The 17,074-nt window shown below is 46.7% G+C and carries 12 protein-coding genes and 5 tRNA genes; 14 read left to right on the top strand and 3 right to left on the bottom strand.

Annotated elements, in window-relative coordinates; all coding sequences use genetic code 11:
• Positions 1-137 precede the first annotated feature (137 nt).
• From EEX84_RS13325 to EEX84_RS13305, 5 genes are all read left to right on the top strand, one after another.
• Positions 138-213: transfer RNA gene (locus tag EEX84_RS13325), tRNA-Val, on the top strand.
• A gap of 14 nt (positions 214-227) precedes the next feature.
• Positions 228-311, top strand: a tRNA-Tyr gene (locus EEX84_RS13320).
• A gap of 16 nt (positions 312-327) precedes the next feature.
• A tRNA-Gln gene (locus tag EEX84_RS13315) sits at positions 328-402 on the top strand.
• 14 nt (positions 403-416) lie between these two features.
• A tRNA-Lys gene (locus tag EEX84_RS13310) sits at positions 417-489 on the top strand.
• A gap of 32 nt (positions 490-521) precedes the next feature.
• Positions 522-594 (top strand) — tRNA-Ala (locus tag EEX84_RS13305).
• A 70-nt stretch (positions 595-664) separates the two neighbouring features.
• Here the strand turns inward: EEX84_RS13305 and EEX84_RS13300 are convergent.
• The gene (locus EEX84_RS13300) at positions 665-1,744 is read right to left on the bottom strand and encodes a citrate synthase/methylcitrate synthase (RefSeq protein WP_123166135.1); all 1,080 of its coding nucleotides are present in this window, start codon (positions 1,742-1,744) and stop codon (positions 665-667) included.
• 105 nt (positions 1,745-1,849) lie between these two features.
• Between EEX84_RS13300 and EEX84_RS13295 the strand changes: the two genes are divergently transcribed.
• The 8 genes from EEX84_RS13295 to glmS all read left to right on the top strand — a co-directional run bounded on the left by EEX84_RS13295 (position 1,850) and on the right by glmS (position 10,911).
• A complete protein-coding gene (locus tag EEX84_RS13295) occupies positions 1,850-2,731 on the top strand; it encodes a LysR family transcriptional regulator (RefSeq protein WP_123166134.1) in 882 nt (293 codons plus the stop codon).
• A gap of 105 nt (positions 2,732-2,836) precedes the next feature.
• A complete protein-coding gene (gene rocF, locus EEX84_RS13290) occupies positions 2,837-3,745 on the top strand; it encodes an arginase (protein WP_123166133.1) in 909 nt (302 codons plus the stop codon).
• A gap of 162 nt (positions 3,746-3,907) precedes the next feature.
• On the top strand, positions 3,908-4,471 hold the full coding sequence (sigW, locus tag EEX84_RS13285) for an RNA polymerase sigma factor SigW (protein ID WP_123166132.1): 564 nt from the start codon (positions 3,908-3,910) through the stop codon (positions 4,469-4,471).
• Between the two features lie 12 nt (positions 4,472-4,483).
• Complete coding sequence (locus tag EEX84_RS13280) at positions 4,484-5,116, top strand: anti-sigma factor family protein (RefSeq protein ID WP_123166131.1); 633 nt, start codon at positions 4,484-4,486, stop codon at positions 5,114-5,116.
• A 106-nt stretch (positions 5,117-5,222) separates the two neighbouring features.
• On the top strand, positions 5,223-6,059 hold the full coding sequence (gene cdaA, locus EEX84_RS13275) for a diadenylate cyclase CdaA (protein ID WP_123166130.1): 837 nt from the start codon (positions 5,223-5,225) through the stop codon (positions 6,057-6,059).
• On the top strand, positions 6,052-7,071 hold the full coding sequence (locus tag EEX84_RS13270) for a CdaR family protein (RefSeq protein ID WP_123166129.1): 1,020 nt from the start codon (positions 6,052-6,054) through the stop codon (positions 7,069-7,071). Before cdaA ends, EEX84_RS13270 begins: the two co-directional genes overlap by 8 nt.
• Positions 7,072-7,201: 130 nt before the next feature.
• The gene (glmM, locus tag EEX84_RS13265) at positions 7,202-8,551 is read left to right on the top strand and encodes a phosphoglucosamine mutase (RefSeq protein WP_123166151.1); all 1,350 of its coding nucleotides are present in this window, start codon (positions 7,202-7,204) and stop codon (positions 8,549-8,551) included.
• 557 nt (positions 8,552-9,108) lie between these two features.
• A complete protein-coding gene (glmS, locus tag EEX84_RS13260) occupies positions 9,109-10,911 on the top strand; it encodes a glutamine--fructose-6-phosphate transaminase (isomerizing) (protein ID WP_123166128.1) in 1,803 nt (600 codons plus the stop codon).
• A gap of 196 nt (positions 10,912-11,107) precedes the next feature.
• On the opposite strand, the gene EEX84_RS13255 is transcribed toward glmS, so the two are convergent.
• Both EEX84_RS13255 and EEX84_RS13250 read right to left on the bottom strand, forming a co-directional pair.
• Positions 11,108-13,135, bottom strand: coding sequence for an EAL domain-containing protein (locus EEX84_RS13255; RefSeq protein WP_240033990.1), 2,028 nt, complete (start codon positions 13,133-13,135; stop codon positions 11,108-11,110).
• Positions 13,136-13,276: 141 nt separating this feature from the next.
• A complete protein-coding gene (locus EEX84_RS13250; RefSeq protein ID WP_123166127.1) occupies positions 13,277-13,696 on the bottom strand; it encodes a hypothetical protein in 420 nt (139 codons plus the stop codon).
• Between the two features lie 587 nt (positions 13,697-14,283).
• Between EEX84_RS13250 and EEX84_RS13245 the strand changes: the two genes are divergently transcribed.
• Positions 14,284-17,049: an EAL domain-containing protein gene (locus EEX84_RS13245; protein ID WP_123166126.1), complete on the top strand. Its 2,766-nt coding sequence runs from the start codon at positions 14,284-14,286 to the stop codon at positions 17,047-17,049.
• Positions 17,050-17,074 lie beyond the last annotated feature (25 nt).

Genomic DNA, 17,074 nt, shown 5'->3' with positions numbered 1-17,074 from the left:
CGGCGGTAACACGGGTTCGAATCCCGTAGGGGTCACCAAATTGTTGAACGAAGACAGCAATTTGCGACGACGCAGCGAAGCGAGGAAGGAGCAAACCCTCACACGCTTGTATGTATGGTTCGCAATTTAATTTTCATGGAGGATTAGCTCAGCTGGGAGAGCATCTGCCTTACAAGCAGAGGGTCGGCGGTTCGATCCCGTCATCCTCCACCATGTGTGTATTAGTCGGTGGGGTAGCGAAGTGGCTAAACGCGGCGGACTGTAAATCCGCTCCTTCGGGTTCGGCAGTTCGAATCTGCCCCCCACCACCAGTTTTATATTTGGCATTGGGGTATAGCCAAGCGGTAAGGCAACGGGTTTTGATCCCGTCATGCCCTGGTTCGAATCCAGGTACCCCAGCCATTTTTTATTGTTTTGAGCCATTAGCTCAGTTGGTAGAGCATCTGACTTTTAATCAGAGGGTCGAAGGTTCGAATCCTTCATGGCTCATTTTTCATTTATTTTCTGCGCCAGTTCAGCGCGGGGCCTTAGCTCAGCTGGGAGAGCGCGACGCTGGCAGCGTCGAGGTCAGGGGTTCGAGCCCCCTAGGCTCCATTGTTCCATGTGTATTGTACTATCCATGTGTAAAAAGCCCGTATCCATTCAAAATGGATGCGGGCTTTTTTTAGTTCCCGATGTATTCCGATTGTGGACGGAAAATAACGTTGTCCTGCTGCTGTTCAAGTATATGGGCAGTCCACCCGACGATGCGTGCCACGCTGAATGTGGGAGTGAACAATGCGGGGGGCATGTCGATGGAACGCATGATGGCGGCAGCATAAAATTCCACATTGGTATACAGAGCCCGTCCCGGTTTTCGGTTGTTCAGTAGGCGAACGATTTCTTTTTCAGCTGCCACAGCCAAATCAAGCCACGGATCTTCTCCGTGCAACTTCAGACATTTCTCCCGCAGTAAAATCGAGCGAGGATCTTCTGTACGGTAAATGCGGTGGCCAAATCCCATGATCTTTTCGCCGTTCTCCAGTTTTTCGGTGATGACAGGTTCAATCTGCTCGGGAACACGGATTTCCTCCAGCAAATCGATGACGCCGGACGGTGCTCCTCCGTGAAGCGGCCCTTTCATCGTGCCAAGAGCTGAGGTGATGGCAGAAACCATATCCGATTCGGTGGAAACCGTGACACGTGCAGCAAAGGTGGAAGCATTCATGCCGTGCTCCATTGTTAAATTCAAATAGGTTTCCAATGCTTCTGTCTGGGCAGCGGTCGGTTCGACTCCGGTTAGCATCCACAAGTAATTGGCGGTATGACCCAGGTCTTTTCTCGGTTCGATAATTGGCTTTCCTTGTTTTAAGCGGTGCAGCACAGCAGTCAGGACCGGAAGCGCTGCAATTAATGCCACCCCCTGTTCTTCCGCATCGGCGTCGACGAACGTTTGATGGGTGTAGGCGGACACCAAGGTCCGGAGTCCGTCCATAATGGGTGTTTCCGGTGGCAGAAGCCGTGCGATTTCCAGGATGTGCTCGGGAATCCGGCGGTGCAGCAGCAATGTTTGATTCCAGTTGTTCTGTTCGGTTCCCGATGGTAAACGGCCATGCCAGAGGAAGAAAGCGGTCTCTTCAAATGAGTGGTTGGCGATGGCTTTGTCGACCGTCTCCCCTCTGTAGCGTAATTCTCCTTTGTCGCCATCGACTGAGGCAATCCGTGTCTGTACGGCAACGATTCCTTTCAAGCCTTTCTGAAACATGGTGACTCCTCCTTTTTGTTTTATTTTACCCCTATCTTTTGATAATAAAAATTAATGATTTATAATCAAATTAATTAAAAATATGAAACATAAGGAGCAGCCATTATGGAGATAGCCTGGTTGAAAACCTTCGTAGATGCGGCGCAGACACTGAATTTCCGTAAGACATCTGAGCGCCTCCTGATGTCGCAGCCGGGGGTGACGGTGCATATCCGCTTATTGGAGGACAGCCTTGGAGTAGAACTGTTTAAGAGAGACAAAAACCGGGTGTCGCTGACGGAAGAGGGAAAACTGTTTCAAAAAGAAGCTGCAAGCATTTTGCATCAACTGCAGGAAAGCGTTGAAAACCTGCAGGCATTCGCTCAGGGGTACCGGAAAAAGTGGGTATTGGCCATTTCCCCATTGATGGCTGAAACGGTTCTGCCGTATGTGCTGAAGTCGTTCACTTTACATCATCCGGACGTGGAGCTGGTTATTCAAGTGGAGGAATCAGAGAAAATCGAAGAATTGGTCGAAGCACGGGAAGTTTCTGCTGGCATATCCGCCCTTCCTGCCACGAAGAGAAATATGCAGCACAAAATCGTTTATGAAGACCCCGTTTTATTCGTGCTGCCGCGAGATGCTTACGATGATGAGTCAGCACCTCCAGTTTCTGCAGAAGAAGCGCTGCAATCCTATTTGCTGTTTACACACCATCACCCTGTATACTGGGAAGAATTAGTGTTGAAGCTGCGGCGGCGTGTGACAAGGCTGCGGACCATGAAAGTCACACAGGCCCATATTGCCAAGCGCTTTATCCAGGAGGGGCTCGGGCTGTCGTTTTTGCCAAAATCGATGGTGCGTCGGGAGTTGGTGGAAGGGCGGTTGATGGAAGTGCATTTTGACTTGTTTCCATTGCCTTCTGTGGCCACGTATTTTATTTTTAAAGATATGGGGGAATTGGAGCAGGAGTTTTTGGAGAGGATTCAATCGGTGTATTTCAGTTAAGGTGAATAGAGTGAATTGCGAATAAATATACGTAATCGTGTCCGGTTGAGCCAAAGTACCTCCAACAGTTACAATAAGTCTATCTGAATAAGGGGGTATAAAATAATGAATAAACGAAATATATCGATTATCGGTGTACCGATGGACCACGGACAAAACCGGAGAGGCGTCGACATGGGGCCGAGTGCCATCCGATATGCAGGAGTGGTTGACCGGATTGAGAACCTTGGCCATACGGTAAACGACGAAGGTGATATTCAAGTCGGGCATGCGGATGGCAGTCTGGATATGGATACGAACCTTCGCAATTTATCGGTTATCACAGAAGCGATGGAAGAACTGGGCGAAAAAGTCCATAATGTGGCAGCGGCAGGAAACTTCCCGCTGGTTCTCGGCGGCGACCACAGCATTGCCATCGGAACGCTTGCAGGAATTTCAGCGAACCATGAGAATTTGGGTGTGATCTGGTACGATGCGCATACCGATATGAATACAAGTGAAACATCGCCTTCGGGCAATATCCACGGCATGCCGCTTGCTGCGAGTTTTGGGCACGGCCACGAGAAACTGACACAAATCCGCGGCTATGCACCGAAAGTGAAGCCGGAAAACATTGTCGTAATCGGTGCCCGTTCTGTCGATCCAGGGGAGCGGGAATTAATCAAAGAACGTGGCATCAAAGTTTACAGCATGCACGAAATTGATAAGCTGGGCATGAATGCCGTCGTTGAAGATGCCATCCGTTATTTGAAAGAAGAGCGCAACACCGATGCAGTTCATTTGTCGTTGGACCTGGACGGCATCGATCCGATTTACACGCCGGGTGTCGGCACGCCGGTGCCAGGCGGCATCAGCTACCGGGAAAGCCATTTGGCAATGGAAATGCTGTTTGACGCAGGAATCATTACATCCGCTGAATTCGTGGAAGTCAACCCGATTCTGGATGAAAAGAACCGGACGGCTGATGTGGCAGTCGCGTTAATCGGTTCGCTGCTTGGTGAAAAACTGGTTTAAAAACAGGCGAAAGCCTGTTTTTTGTTTGCCGAAAATTAATTGGAAAAAAGTTGGTTTCGTCTGCCTGTAATTTGATACGATAGAAAGGGAAAAATAAATGAAACCTTTTCAGGGATCACTCGTATATAAAGAACAGCCGCATGGGCGGAAGGAAATGAGATTATGGATGCGTTAGTCAATAAACGGATAAACAGAGTAATAAAAGGCGATCAGAACGCATTCGCCGAAATTGTGGAACTGTATCAGAACCAGCTGTATCAAATCTGTTACCGCATGCTTGGCAACAGGCATGAAGCAGAAGATATAGCACAGGAAGCTTTCATGCGGGCTTACGTTAATATTCACACATTCGATCAAAAGCGGAAATTTTCCACGTGGCTGTATCGCATAGCCACAAATTTATGCATAGATCGAATCCGCAAGAAGAAACCGGATTATCACCTGGACGCGGAAGTACGCGGCGCCGAAGGCTTGAACATGTATTCGTCCATCGCAAACGATGATGAGCTTCCAGAGGACGAATTGACGCGGATGGAAGTGCAGGAACGGGTGCAGTACGAGATAAGTCGCTTGCCAGATAAGTACCGTGCCGCTATTGTATTAAAGTACATTGAAGAATTGCCGCTGGCGGAAATCAGCGAAATTTTGGATTTGCCGCTGAATACCGTGAAAACGCGTATACACAGAGGGCGGGAAGCTCTTCGAAAGCAATTGAGCAATTTGTAGGAGGCGAGCACGATGAATACGTGTCCGGAAAACATCGTCCAATGGATGAACGATTATTTAGACGGTGATATTGCACCGGCTGACGAGACTGCGCTGAAAGAGCATTTGGAAAGCTGCAGCGCTTGTCGGAAACATTACCAGGAATTGAGCAAAACAATCGCATTTGTACAAAGTGCATCCCATATACAGCCGCCTGGAGATTTTGTCCAGGCGACGATGGCAAGGCTGCCGAAAGAACGCCAGCGGGCTGGTTTCCAGCGATGGTTCAGGCAGCATCCTCTTTTAACGGCAGCCGCGTTGTTCTGTATCCTGATGAGCGCCATGCTGTTTTCCAGTTTCAACGATGAACAGCAGTTTGCCTTTACGAAACAGCCAAATTTGGTTGTGGAAGGTGAAACGGTGGTCGTGCCGGAAGGGGAAGTTGTCACCGGCGATATCACCGTGCGAAACGGGGATTTGCGGGTGGAAGGTGAACTCCAGGGAGATGTCACCATCGTCAACGGGAAATACATGGCATCAAGTGGTGTCATCAGCGGAGAAGTTGAAGAAATCGACCAAGCATTCGAGTGGCTTTGGTATACCATCAAAAACGGCGTGAAAGACGCAGCCTCCATTTTCGGCTCAGATAACACTGAGACTGACTGAAAAAAACCTGTCCTTTTCCTTGGGACAGGTTTTTTCTATAAAGGCAAGGGTAATTCACTTATGATATACTAATTGATATGTAGATGTAGAAAAGCGAGGGTTGCAGATGCCGTTTCTGGAGAACTTAACAGACCTTACACCACTCGAACTTCTGGGAAATATTATAGATATTTTATTAGTATGGTTCGTGATATATAAATTGATTACCGTCATAAAAGGAACGAAAGCCGTTCAGCTGTTAAAAGGGATTTTCTTCATTATCATAGCACGGCTGGTTACGGAAGCGCTCAATTTGGAAACACTGAGCTGGATCATGCAACAAGTCCTCAATTGGGGGTTCCTGGCCATTATTATCATCTTCCAGCCCGAACTGCGGCGGGCATTGGAACAGTTGGGGCGCGGCAGACTGTTTTCCAGCAATACCTTGAACGAAGAATCTGAGCGGGACCGGTTGATCGAAGCGATGACCAAGTCGGTCAGCTACATGGCGAAGCGGCGCATTGGTGCATTGGTATCGATTGAGCGGGAAACGGGATTAAGTGAGTACATTGAGACAGGTATTCCAATGAATTCTGACATTACGTCAGAGTTGATGATCAATTTGTTCATCCCGAATACGCCGTTGCACGACGGAGCCGTCATTGTGCAAAAAAATCGGATTGCGGCGGCAGCCTGTTATTTGCCGCTGTCCGAGAGTCCGTTCATTTCAAAAGAATTGGGGACACGGCACCGCGCTGCTCTTGGGATCAGTGAAGTGACCGATGCCATTACAATTGTGGTGTCAGAAGAGACGGGCGCCATCAGTTTGACCGCGAACGGAGATCTTCACCGCAATTTGTCTTTGGAGGATTTTGAAGTGAAGCTGCGGCGCATCTGGTTTGGCGACGAAGAACAACAAACCACTTCTTCCCGGTGGAATTGGAGGGGGAAAAAGAATGGATAAAATGATGGACAGCCCTTGGTTTCTTCGGATCACGGCACTGCTCTTAGCCTTTCTTTTGTTCTTTTCTGTCCAAGGGGAGAATAATGACAACAACAATTCAGCCGATACGGGCACAATAGATGAAGTGATTGAAGATGTGGGACTTGAAGTGTTTTACGATAATACCAACTTGGTGGTCAGCGGTGTACCTGAAACAGTTGACCTTCATATTTCCGGACCGCCAAGCCGGGTCCAGACCACCCGCCAACTACAGGACTTCAGCCTCTTTGTGGATTTACGTGACCTGCCGCTCGGTGAACATCGTGTGCAGGTCCAAACCGAGAATTTGTCTGAACAGCTGACAGCCAGAGTGAATCCGGCTTTCCTGAATGTGACGATCGAGGAGCGGATCACACAGGAATTCCGGATCGATCCGGAGATGAACGAACGTTTAGTGGCTGAAGGGTTTGTCATCGACAGTATGACTGCCAATCCGGAAACGGTCAGTATTACAGGCGCTCAAAGTGTGATTGACGCCATCAGTTTTGTCAAAGCGTCTGTCAGCAGGGAAGAAGAAGTCAGTGAATCGTTTACGACAGAAGCGAGAGTCCGCGTCCTGGCCAATGATTTGAGCAAGTTGGACAATGTGGTCATCGTCCCTGAAGCAGTGGAAGTGGAAGTGGAAATTGAGGAATACAGCCAGGAGGTGCCGGTCAGTCTGGAACAGACCGGTACACCACAGGCAGGGGTCACGATTGACAGTTTAAAAGTTTCGAATGATACGGTCCGGGTGTATGGGCCGCGCAATGCAGTGGATCAATTGGAAGAATTAACAGTGGAAGTGGATACCGGAGCGATTTCGCCTACTGACACCGTCATGGAAATCGAATTGGAGGCGCCTGCCGGGACAAGGTCGGTGGCTCCGGGCGAAGTGACTGTAGAAGCCGGCATCACGGTGGATGAAACCGCCCGGCTTTCGGAGGAGGCACCGCTGATTCCTGCGCCGGTATCAGATGCTGCTCCAGACGATTGATGTTTCCTTAAATGCGAGAAAACCTTCACAAGGCTTCATGGCTTCTGTCCTGGGCCGAAGAAATACAGATTATAAAAGACGAATATACAAATTACAAGCAATCAACAGGCAGCTTGGAGGAGAGATGAGAATGGGAAAATATTTTGGAACAGATGGTGTGCGTGGCGTTGCCAACAGCGAATTGACACCTGAACTGGCATTTAAACTGGGGCGTTTTGGTGGTTATATCCTGACAAAGAGTTCAAAAGAGAAACCGAAAGTGCTGATTGGCAGAGACACACGGATCTCAGGCGAGATGCTGGAAGGTGCACTGGCTGCCGGATTGCTGTCAGTCGGAGCGGAAGTGATGCGCCTCGGCGTTATCAGTACACCAGGGGTTGCTTATTTGACGCGTGTCATGAGTGCCGAAGCAGGCGTCATGATTTCGGCTTCCCATAACCCGGTAGAAGACAATGGCATCAAATTTTTCGGTTCAGACGGCTTTAAGTTATCCGATGATCAGGAAGCGGAAATCGAAGAATTGCTGGACAGTGGAGAAGATACATTGCCGCGTCCGACAGGTGGCGATCTCGGTAACATCAACGATTATTTCGAAGGCGGCCAGAAGTACATTCAGTATTTAAAGCAGACGGTGGATGAAGATTTCGATGGCATCCATGTGGCACTCGATTGTGCACACGGCGCAACGTCCACGCTGGCCACCCATGTATTTGCTGATTTGGATGCAGACATCACTTCGATGGGGGCTTCTCCAAACGGCTTGAACATCAACGACAAAGTCGGCTCGACACATCCTGAAAAGCTGGCGGAACTGGTAATGGCAAAAGGCGCTGATATCGGACTGGCTTTTGACGGCGATGGCGATCGGCTGATTGCAGTCGATGAAAAAGGGCGAATTGTGGATGGCGACCAAATCATGTACATATGCGCCAAGCATTTGAATTCAGAAGGCCGACTGAACCAAAGTACAGTCGTGTCCACAGTCATGAGCAATATGGGCTTTTACAAAGCGCTTGAAGAACACGGCATGAAGAGCCGGAAAACGGCAGTCGGCGATCGTTACGTCGTGGAAGAGATGCGGAAAAACGACTACAATTTGGGTGGCGAGCAGTCGGGCCATATCATTTTCCTGGATTACAATTCAACGGGTGACGGCTTGCTGACAGGCCTTCAGCTGGTCAACATTATGAAAATCACCGGTAAAAAATTATCGGAACTGGCAGGGGAAATGACCATCTTCCCTCAAAAACTGGTGAATATCCGTGTCACGGATAAACACGCCGTAACGGACAATGCCAAAGTGGCAGCAGTGATCGAAGAAGTGGAAACCGAGATGGGCGACAACGGCCGCGTGCTCGTACGCCCTTCCGGCACCGAGCCGCTTGTCCGCATTATGGTCGAAGCCGCTTCTGCAGAAGACTGCGACACGTATGTAGAGCGCATTGCTGAAGTTGTGAGAGCGGAAATGGGAATGGAATAAATGAGTGGTGAGCCCAAAAGCTGAAAAGCTTTTGGGTTTTTTTTGGTTGTGGCCGTCTCTTTTTGAAAAGGGATTTTGTGAACGCGCATATAATTTCACGAACGCAAATAAAGTATCGCTGAACGTGCATATATTCAAATGAACGCGCATATAATTTTTTATGCGAGCATAAAAGAATGTAACCGCGCATAATGATGATTTTCTCGCCTGAGCATCCGAAGCCGCTCGGGCGCTTGCGCTTTCGATATCAAAAAGGTATGATAAAGTTGCCTGTTTAAGGCCGCATAAAAGGGGGAAAGAAGTAAAGTGCGTATAAGGAAGACAATGACAGCGCCTGTACTGGAAAAATCGGATGGACCAATCAGTTTCCAGTAGACGAGGAGGAGGAGTATCGAGATTTCGGCGGATACCTCCCGGCCGCGAAGCCCGGTCGTTATATTCATTCTTAAAGCAGTGGAGCAATCGGCTGTACAACGGAATGGATGGGCTCACCTGAAGCGTTTGTGCAGAAAAGCAGACGCTTGTTTTGATATTCAGAAAAACGGAGGAATTGACATATGTGTGGAATTGTTGGGTATATTGGAGAGAATGACGCGAAAGAAATTTTATTGAAAGGACTGGAGCGGCTGGAGTACCGTGGATACGATTCAGCGGGAATCGCCATCCGCAACGGGGAAGGCATTACAGTATTCAAAGAAAAAGGACGGATTGCGGATTTGCGCGACGCTGTATCGGACGATGTAAAAGGTTCGACAGGCATTGGGCATACACGCTGGGCGACGCACGGCAAGCCGAACAAAGTCAACGCACACCCGCATCAAAATGCTTCTGACCGCTTTACAATCGTCCATAACGGCGTGATCGAAAACTATCACCACATCCAGCGCGATTATTTGGCTGGAGTGGAAATGGAATCCGACACGGATACGGAAGTGATCGTTCAGCTGATCGGCAAGTTTGTCGATGAAGGCATGACGACAAAAGAAGCATTCAGCAAAACGTTGACCTTACTGAAAGGTTCATACGCCATCGCGTTATTGGATGCTGAGGAAGAACAGACCATTTTTGTAGCGAAAAACAAAAGCCCCTTGCTTGTCGGTTTGGGCGATGGCTTTAATGTGGTGGCATCCGATGCCATTGCCATGCTGCAGATCACGGACCAGTTTGTGGAACTGATGGACAAGGAAGTGGTCATCGTCCGCAAAGAAGGCGTGGAAATTTCAACGCTGGAAGGCGAAGAAGTGACGCGTGAGCCGTTTACAGCAGAGCTTGATATGAGCGATATCGAGAAAGGGACGTACCCTCATTACATGCTGAAAGAAATCGATGAGCAGCCGGCAGTAATGCGCAAAATCATCCAGGCATACCAGGATGACAATGAAAAATTGACCATCAAGCCTGAAATCCTGGATGCCTTGCAGGAAGCGGATCGCCTGCACATCATTGCAGCGGGCACGAGTTATCATGCCGGGCTGATCGGCAAGGAGTATATTGAAAAGATGGCCGGCATCCCGGTTGAAGTGCATATTGCCAGTGAATTCGGCTACAATACACCATTACTGACGGAAAAGCCGATGTTCATTTTCATTTCCCAGTCGGGTGAAACGGCGGACAGCCGCCAGGTGCTGGTGAAGATCAAGAAACTCGGCCATGCTTCCCTGACCATCACCAATGTGGCGGGTTCCACGTTGTCCCGTGAAGCGGACCATACGTTATTGTTGCATGCAGGACCGGAAATCGCCGTGGCTTCGACAAAAGCATATACGGCCCAGCTGGCGGTGCTGTCGATTTTGGCAGCTGTGACAGCGGAAGCCCGTGGCAGAGAGCTCGGCTTTGATCTGGTGCAGGAACTCGGCATTGTGGCGAACGCGATGCAAGCGCAAGTGGATGCCAAGGAAGAGATGGAGCAGATCGCCAGAGACTTCCTGTCGACAGCGCGCAACTGTTTCTTTATCGGCCGCATCTTCGACTATTTCGTCGGTCTGGAAGGTGCTTTGAAACTGAAAGAGATTTCGTACATCCAGGCGGAAGGCTTTGCAGGAGGCGAACTAAAACACGGAACCATCGCGTTGATCGAAGAAGGCACGCCGGTCATCGCCATTGCGACGCAGGAAGTGGTCAACTTGAACATCCGCGGAAACGTCAAGGAAGTGGCGGCACGTGGCGCGAATCCGTGCATCATTACGATGGAAGGGCTGCAGGAGGACGGCGACAACCACGTTCTGCCGAAAGTCCATGAAATGCTGACACCGCTTGTGGCGGTCATTCCGCTTCAGCTGATCAGCTATTACGCAGCACTGCACCGCGACTGCGACGTCGACAAGCCACGCAACCTGGCGAAATCTGTGACGGTTGAATAAATACGAAACTAACAGAGCCGGATCCTTTGGGGTCCGGTTTTTTGTACGTCGATATTGCTTGGAGCATCAATAAGCTGCGCAAGCCGCTGAAATGAAGGCCGTTGGAGTAATAAGGATTGTTCGAAACTGCTTCTGAAAGCAAAAGAACGTTCGTAACGCGTTTTGATGCGTTGACGGACGCTCTTACCTGGGTTTTTCAGCCAAAAAACAGCGGCGATTGTAAGTACTTCGCTTCGAATTCGCTGACTTTCAAAGGCTTGTCATACAGATAACCTTGGAAAATACTGCAATTGTTTGCTTGAAGAAATTCAGCTTCTTCCCTTCGCTCGACTCCTTCAGCCACCAATTCACATTCAATGCTTGTGGCCAGGTGGATGAGTGATTTCAAGACAGCTTCCGATTTCCGGTCCTGACCGATTTTTTGAACGAAGGATTTATCGATTTTAATTTTTGTGATGGGGAAATGGGTCAAATACGAAATCATCGAGAATCCGGTTCCAAAATCATCGATGGCAATGGAAATTCCTTTGGACTTACAGAGAAGCAAGTTTTCCAGTGTTTTTGGTGAATAGGTAAGTTCAGCCTGCTCAGTTATTTCAATTTCGATCAAGCTTGGTTTAATTTTGTATCGGTCCATCAGTTTGAAAAAGCTATCAAAGAAATCAGGGTTGCCGAGAAGGGAAGGCGTCATATTGATGGCTGTGCGAAGGTTCCATCCAAACTGTTTTTCCCATTCCTTGATTTGAGCAAATACTTCTGTAAGCAGGTGGGAAGTCAACGGAACAATATTTCCGGTTTCCTCGGCCAGTTGGATAAATTCGAGTGGTGAAAGCTCACCAAGCTTCGGATGAGTCCATCGCGAAAGTACTTCAACGCCGGTAAGATTCCCAGAATTTCCATCAATCTGTGGCTGCATGGTGTAGTGAAAACCGTTTGCCTTTAAATCCCCACCCAACCCTTCTTCAATAACGGAATTGCGGTTTCGCAGAGCTTTCATCTTTGGACGGAAAAAAACGCAGGAAGAGCCTCCAACGTTTTTAGCTTCGCTCATCGCGATTTCAGCATAAGAAAGCAATTCATCTGTTGTTTGCGCATCGAACGGGTGACATGCAATGCCCAGACTGAAGCTGACAGTGACTTCTTCTGAATTGGCTAAGTTGATGGGTTTGCAGAAAACTTGTTCAATTTGATGTGCAAATTCCGCTAAATTCTCACCTTTGCGGTATTTTCGGAGAATGATGAACTCGTTGCCATCCAGGCGGCCGGCGTAGCATGTTTCGTTTGTAAACACTTTTAGCTTTTCTGCTGTTCTTTTCATAATGGTGTCGCCGGCATGGTGTTGATGTACAGCGTTAATGAAGTTTAAATTATCGATGTGCAGGTGGAAGATTGAAAATTTATTTCCTTGTTCCATCAGTGAGCTGATCTTTTGGATCATCAATCGGCGGTTTGGCAGTCCAGTCAAATAGTCGTAGAAAGTAGATTCCATTAATTGTGCTTCTGTTTTTTTCCGTTCGCTCACATCTTGGAAATATATAGCCAACCGGCCTTTTTTCAGTGGACAGGCTTTGATTTGGAACCATGTATCAAGCGGTTTGTAATAATCGACAAATTCCACTATCTCCTGTTTTTTCAATACATGTTCATAATGGCGTTGGAAATTTGTATTTACCGCTTCTGGAAACACGTCAAAAAACCCGCGTCCCATCATACTTTCACGCTTACGTTGAAGAAGCTCTTCAGCGATGTCATTGAGGTAAATCACTTTCATGGAATCATCTAATAAGCAGAATCCTTCTGTCATGCTTTCCAAAACTATTTCTGCAGTAATCGGTTGAAGTGAATTTGAATAGGGGGTAATCGGTTTATGGTAAATAATCGCTCCGTTTGAATCTTCCGATGCTGATGAAATTCCTCGCACTTTCACTTGCAGCCATTGAGTTTCATTCTCTCCCAGAAGAAATGGATGTACCAGTTCGTGTTCATTGACCTCGTTTCTCAGCACTTGTTTAATTGATGAAAGCTCTTTTGCATTCCCTGCTTTTTCTAAACCATCAAGATAATTGGCTCCTGTCTGCCATAAGAGAGCTGATATCTCATGGGAAACACAAAAATCAATCCAAGACTGATTAACTCTGAGAATCGTTCCATTCCGATCAATGGCAACCAGAAATTCATCAATCGTATTTATCCATTCCTGAATTATCCCGTTATCCTTTTCCAATACATTAAACACTCCTTATTTGAATCTGTACAGTGGTCCTAAACCTGTTCGGTGCAGCCGGGGATTAGTTGTTTTTCGGAAAAAGAACCTGGATTCTTGCGAAGAAATGATCTTTAAGAAATCGGTGGACAAGGCTGCTGGCTATTTCCATATACATTTGTACTTGTTTGAAGAATTGACTACGATTTCAAATGTTCCCAGCAGCTCGCACATACTGTAGAAAACAAGCAACCGTGAACGGGACATGGTTTTGATTTTCTCGTCATCTATATAGCCGATTGAGTCAATTTTTTTATCGAAATAATGCTTTTCGGTATACAAAGGAGGATTCATCCAACTGCTTAATCCGGTTTTCGACAATTGAAAATCCGACAATTGAAAAATAGAGCCTTCAATATAATGGTCATCCCGCGAACAGATCAATATTAAACCGTGTTTTTCTGATACATTTATGGTTTCTTCCCGTGTCAAAAGCATAACTTCAATCGTTCTGCCGATGAACTTTTTCAAATTGTTCATTTCATATTCAAGTAAAGGTGGCTTCCTTTTAAAAATAAACATTCGTTTTAAACCTTTCTTTTTGTATTTAAAAATAGGTCTTTCTCTTTTAAAAATTATTTCCGCCGTAGAACTTTATCCAGCAGGTTTAATTGTAATAATAAGTATTATATAACTGTCTTGTATAATGGTTAATGGGTTGATTTACCTTAAAAATCCATTTTATATTTTTATTTTTACTGAATTTTAAAGTAATAAGTCTTTAAATTAGGATAATCGGTTGAAATTACGGAAGTGGAAAGACGAAAAAGGGACTTTTTAACAAGTCAGTTTTAGAAGAAAGAATCTTTCTACTTTCTGATAATTCAATAAAAAACTTTCTTCCGTCCATGCGACTCCATCATTCCTTAAAAAAACGAATTCAACTATTTTGATTTAGAATTACGAAATAAACTTAAGGCACAAAATAATTCAAAAATTTGTTAATAATAGATATAAGTAACTATTAATTTCACAAGAAATGACGTAAAATGATACAGAGACAGAAAATTCATAAAAATAAATAGACCTAATTTGGTGGTTAAAATAGTGACCGAAAGTTACTGGTTTTATTCTGCCGTATGACCAAACAGCAAACGGAGGCTCTGTTAATGGAAAAACAACATACAAGATATTCGCGGTTGGCACATATAACGAAACTGATCAATTCCAAATCCGAATTGCGTCCATTGCTGGAACATGTCATCACGGCGATCTCGGAAGAAATCATGCAATGTGATTCTGTCGGGATTTACTTGCCGCAGGAAGACGGGAAATTCAGGGGGTACGTCGGGAAACCGGAAGTCATTAACGGCATGACACTGGACATGCATGTGGTTGACACGGATTATGACTTGCTGGCAAAGGAAGTAATTGAAACGCAAAAAACAATTTATATACCCGACACAGCGAAAGACAATCGCCCCGATCCCAGAGCGGTCGGAGGCTTTGGGATAAAGTCGTTGCTGGCTCTTCCCATTTCCTATGAAGGGGAATTGTTCGGGCTTGTCTTTCTGTTCGACTATGGAATCCCCATGAATTTGACGGAGAGTGAAATCCAGACTGTGGAAGCATATGTCCACATGGCTGGAGTAGCGATCCGGAACGCCCAAAATTTGACCCGCAAAGAAAACCTGCTCACCGAAAAACAATTGCTTCTGGATCTTACGCGGGACTTATCCATGAGTTCTTCCATACCGGCTGTTATAGACAAATGCTTTTACTATGTCGGAACCGTTTTGAAGAATGACAATATTGGCGTCCATTTGCTGGACCCTCTGGCGGGGGCGAAGATAAAGCCTGCCAATTTAAGCGGGAAAAGCGATTGGACCGAGGAAGAGTGGCTGGAAAGGCATGACGAACTGCGTTTTGATCCGTCTGAGGATCCTGTTTTCCATGAAGTGATCCGAACCAAGAAACCATTGCTGATCAGGGATGTGTCCAAAGACGAAAGGCCGAACCAGGACGTTTGCCGGTCTTTTGGCATTGAAGGGATGCTTATGCTGCCGTTTGTGACCATGGGCAAGGTGCTGGGTGCTTTGATCCTTGTGGATTTTGAAAAAGGAGGACCGGGTTTTCAGGAAGCGGATATTCAATTGGCGCAGTCGATTGCAGACGCCACAGCCTCGACGCTTTCGAATCTGCTGTACATGGAAAAGCAGGAAGTTCTGATAGAAGAACGAACGTCCGAAATCCGTGTTAAAAACAAAGAGCTGGAACAAGTCGTAGCAGAACTGGAGAACCTGAGCCGTGAAAAAGAGCTGGTCTTGAATTCCGTGGGGGAAGGGATTTTTGGTTTGGACCTGGAAGGGAAAATCACTTTTTGCAACCCCGCCGGCGAATCGATGCTGGGTTATGAAAAAGGGGAACTCATTGGACAGTCGTATAACCTCATTTTTGACAAAGACAGTCATGCAAAGCAAAAATCGTTGCCTATGGAAGAAGATTTGAAGTTCCGCAAAAAGGATCAAACCCGTTTTTCCGTTGAGTATGTCTGCTCGGCGATCAAAGAAAATGGAAAGAAAATCGGGGAAGTGGTGACGTTCAGGGATATAACGGAACGGAAGCAGTTGGAGGAAGAGGTCCGGTATCTGGCTTATTATGACAGCTTGACCGATTTGCCGAACCGGATTCTGCTGGATGATATATTGAAGCAGGAAATAACCCGCGCCAAAGCTGCCGATCAGAAACTAGCCGTCCTTTACCTGGATCTGGACCGTTTTAAAATCATAAATGACAGCCTTGGTCATAGCTATGGAGACCTTCTTCTGAAAGCTGTAGCCGAGCGCATACGCCTCAGTGTGACGGAAGAAACAATCGTTTCCCGGCAGGGCGGGGACGAGTTTACAATCATACTGCCCAACTTCCGAAGCAGGTACGATATCTTAAATTTGGTTGATCAACTGACAGCTTCGTTTGCGGAACCGTTTTATTTAAATGGAAATGAAGTCTACATGAAAACCAGCATAGGGATCAGCTTGTTTCCTGAAGACGGGGACACGGCAGAAGTGCTGATTAAAAACGCCGATGCTGCCATGTATAAATCCAAAGAAAAATCCGGCACCTACCATCATTTTTTCAGAAGTGAAATGAATGACAGGAACCTGGAAAACATCATTTTGGAGAATGCACTGTACAAAGCACTGGAGAAAGAAGAACTCGTTATTTATTACCAGCCTCAGATTGACAGCCGAACAAAAGAAATGATCGGGGCAGAAGCTTTGCTTCGGTGGAACCACCCCACTGAAGGCATGATTTCACCGATTCATTTTATTCCGATTGCAGAAGAGACGGGGTTGATCGTACCGATTGGGAAATGGGTCCTTGCCAATGCGTGTAAACAGTTGAAGCAATGGCATATGCGGGGATATTCAAACATGACGGTTTCGGTGAATTTGTCCGGCAGGCAGTTTGAGGAAGACGATCTGATTTCCATGGTCAAAAGCATTTTAGTGGAAACGGATATCGCTCCGGAGTTTTTGCATATTGAATTGACTGAAAACCAGATTTTCAAAAATACAGAAGTGACCTTGGAAAAGATGAGAGAGTTAAAAAGGCTGGGCGTTAAAATAGCGTTGGACGATTTCGGCACGGGATATTCCTCATTGGGGTATTTGAAAAACTTCCCGATTGATACATTGAAAATAGATCGGTCTTTTATGTTGGATATTGTCAAAGATAAGGACAACGCCGCGATCACCGATACAATTATTACATTGTCACGGAATTTAGGGTTGAATGTCATTGCTGAAGGTGTTGAAACGGAAGAGCAATTGGCTTTCCTCAGAGCCAAACAATGCAGCATCATGCAGGGCTATTATTTCAGTAAACCGATAGAAGCCGGAGAATTGGCGAAGAAATATTTAAACCACCTATAAGCTGCCTGTTTTCTAAGGCTGCCAC

Origin of the sequence: Planococcus salinus (genome assembly GCF_003719725.1) — a bacterium.
Taxonomy (GTDB): domain Bacteria; phylum Bacillota; class Bacilli; order Bacillales_A; family Planococcaceae; genus Planococcus; species Planococcus salinus.
This window is presented reverse-complemented; position numbering and strand designations above follow the sequence as displayed.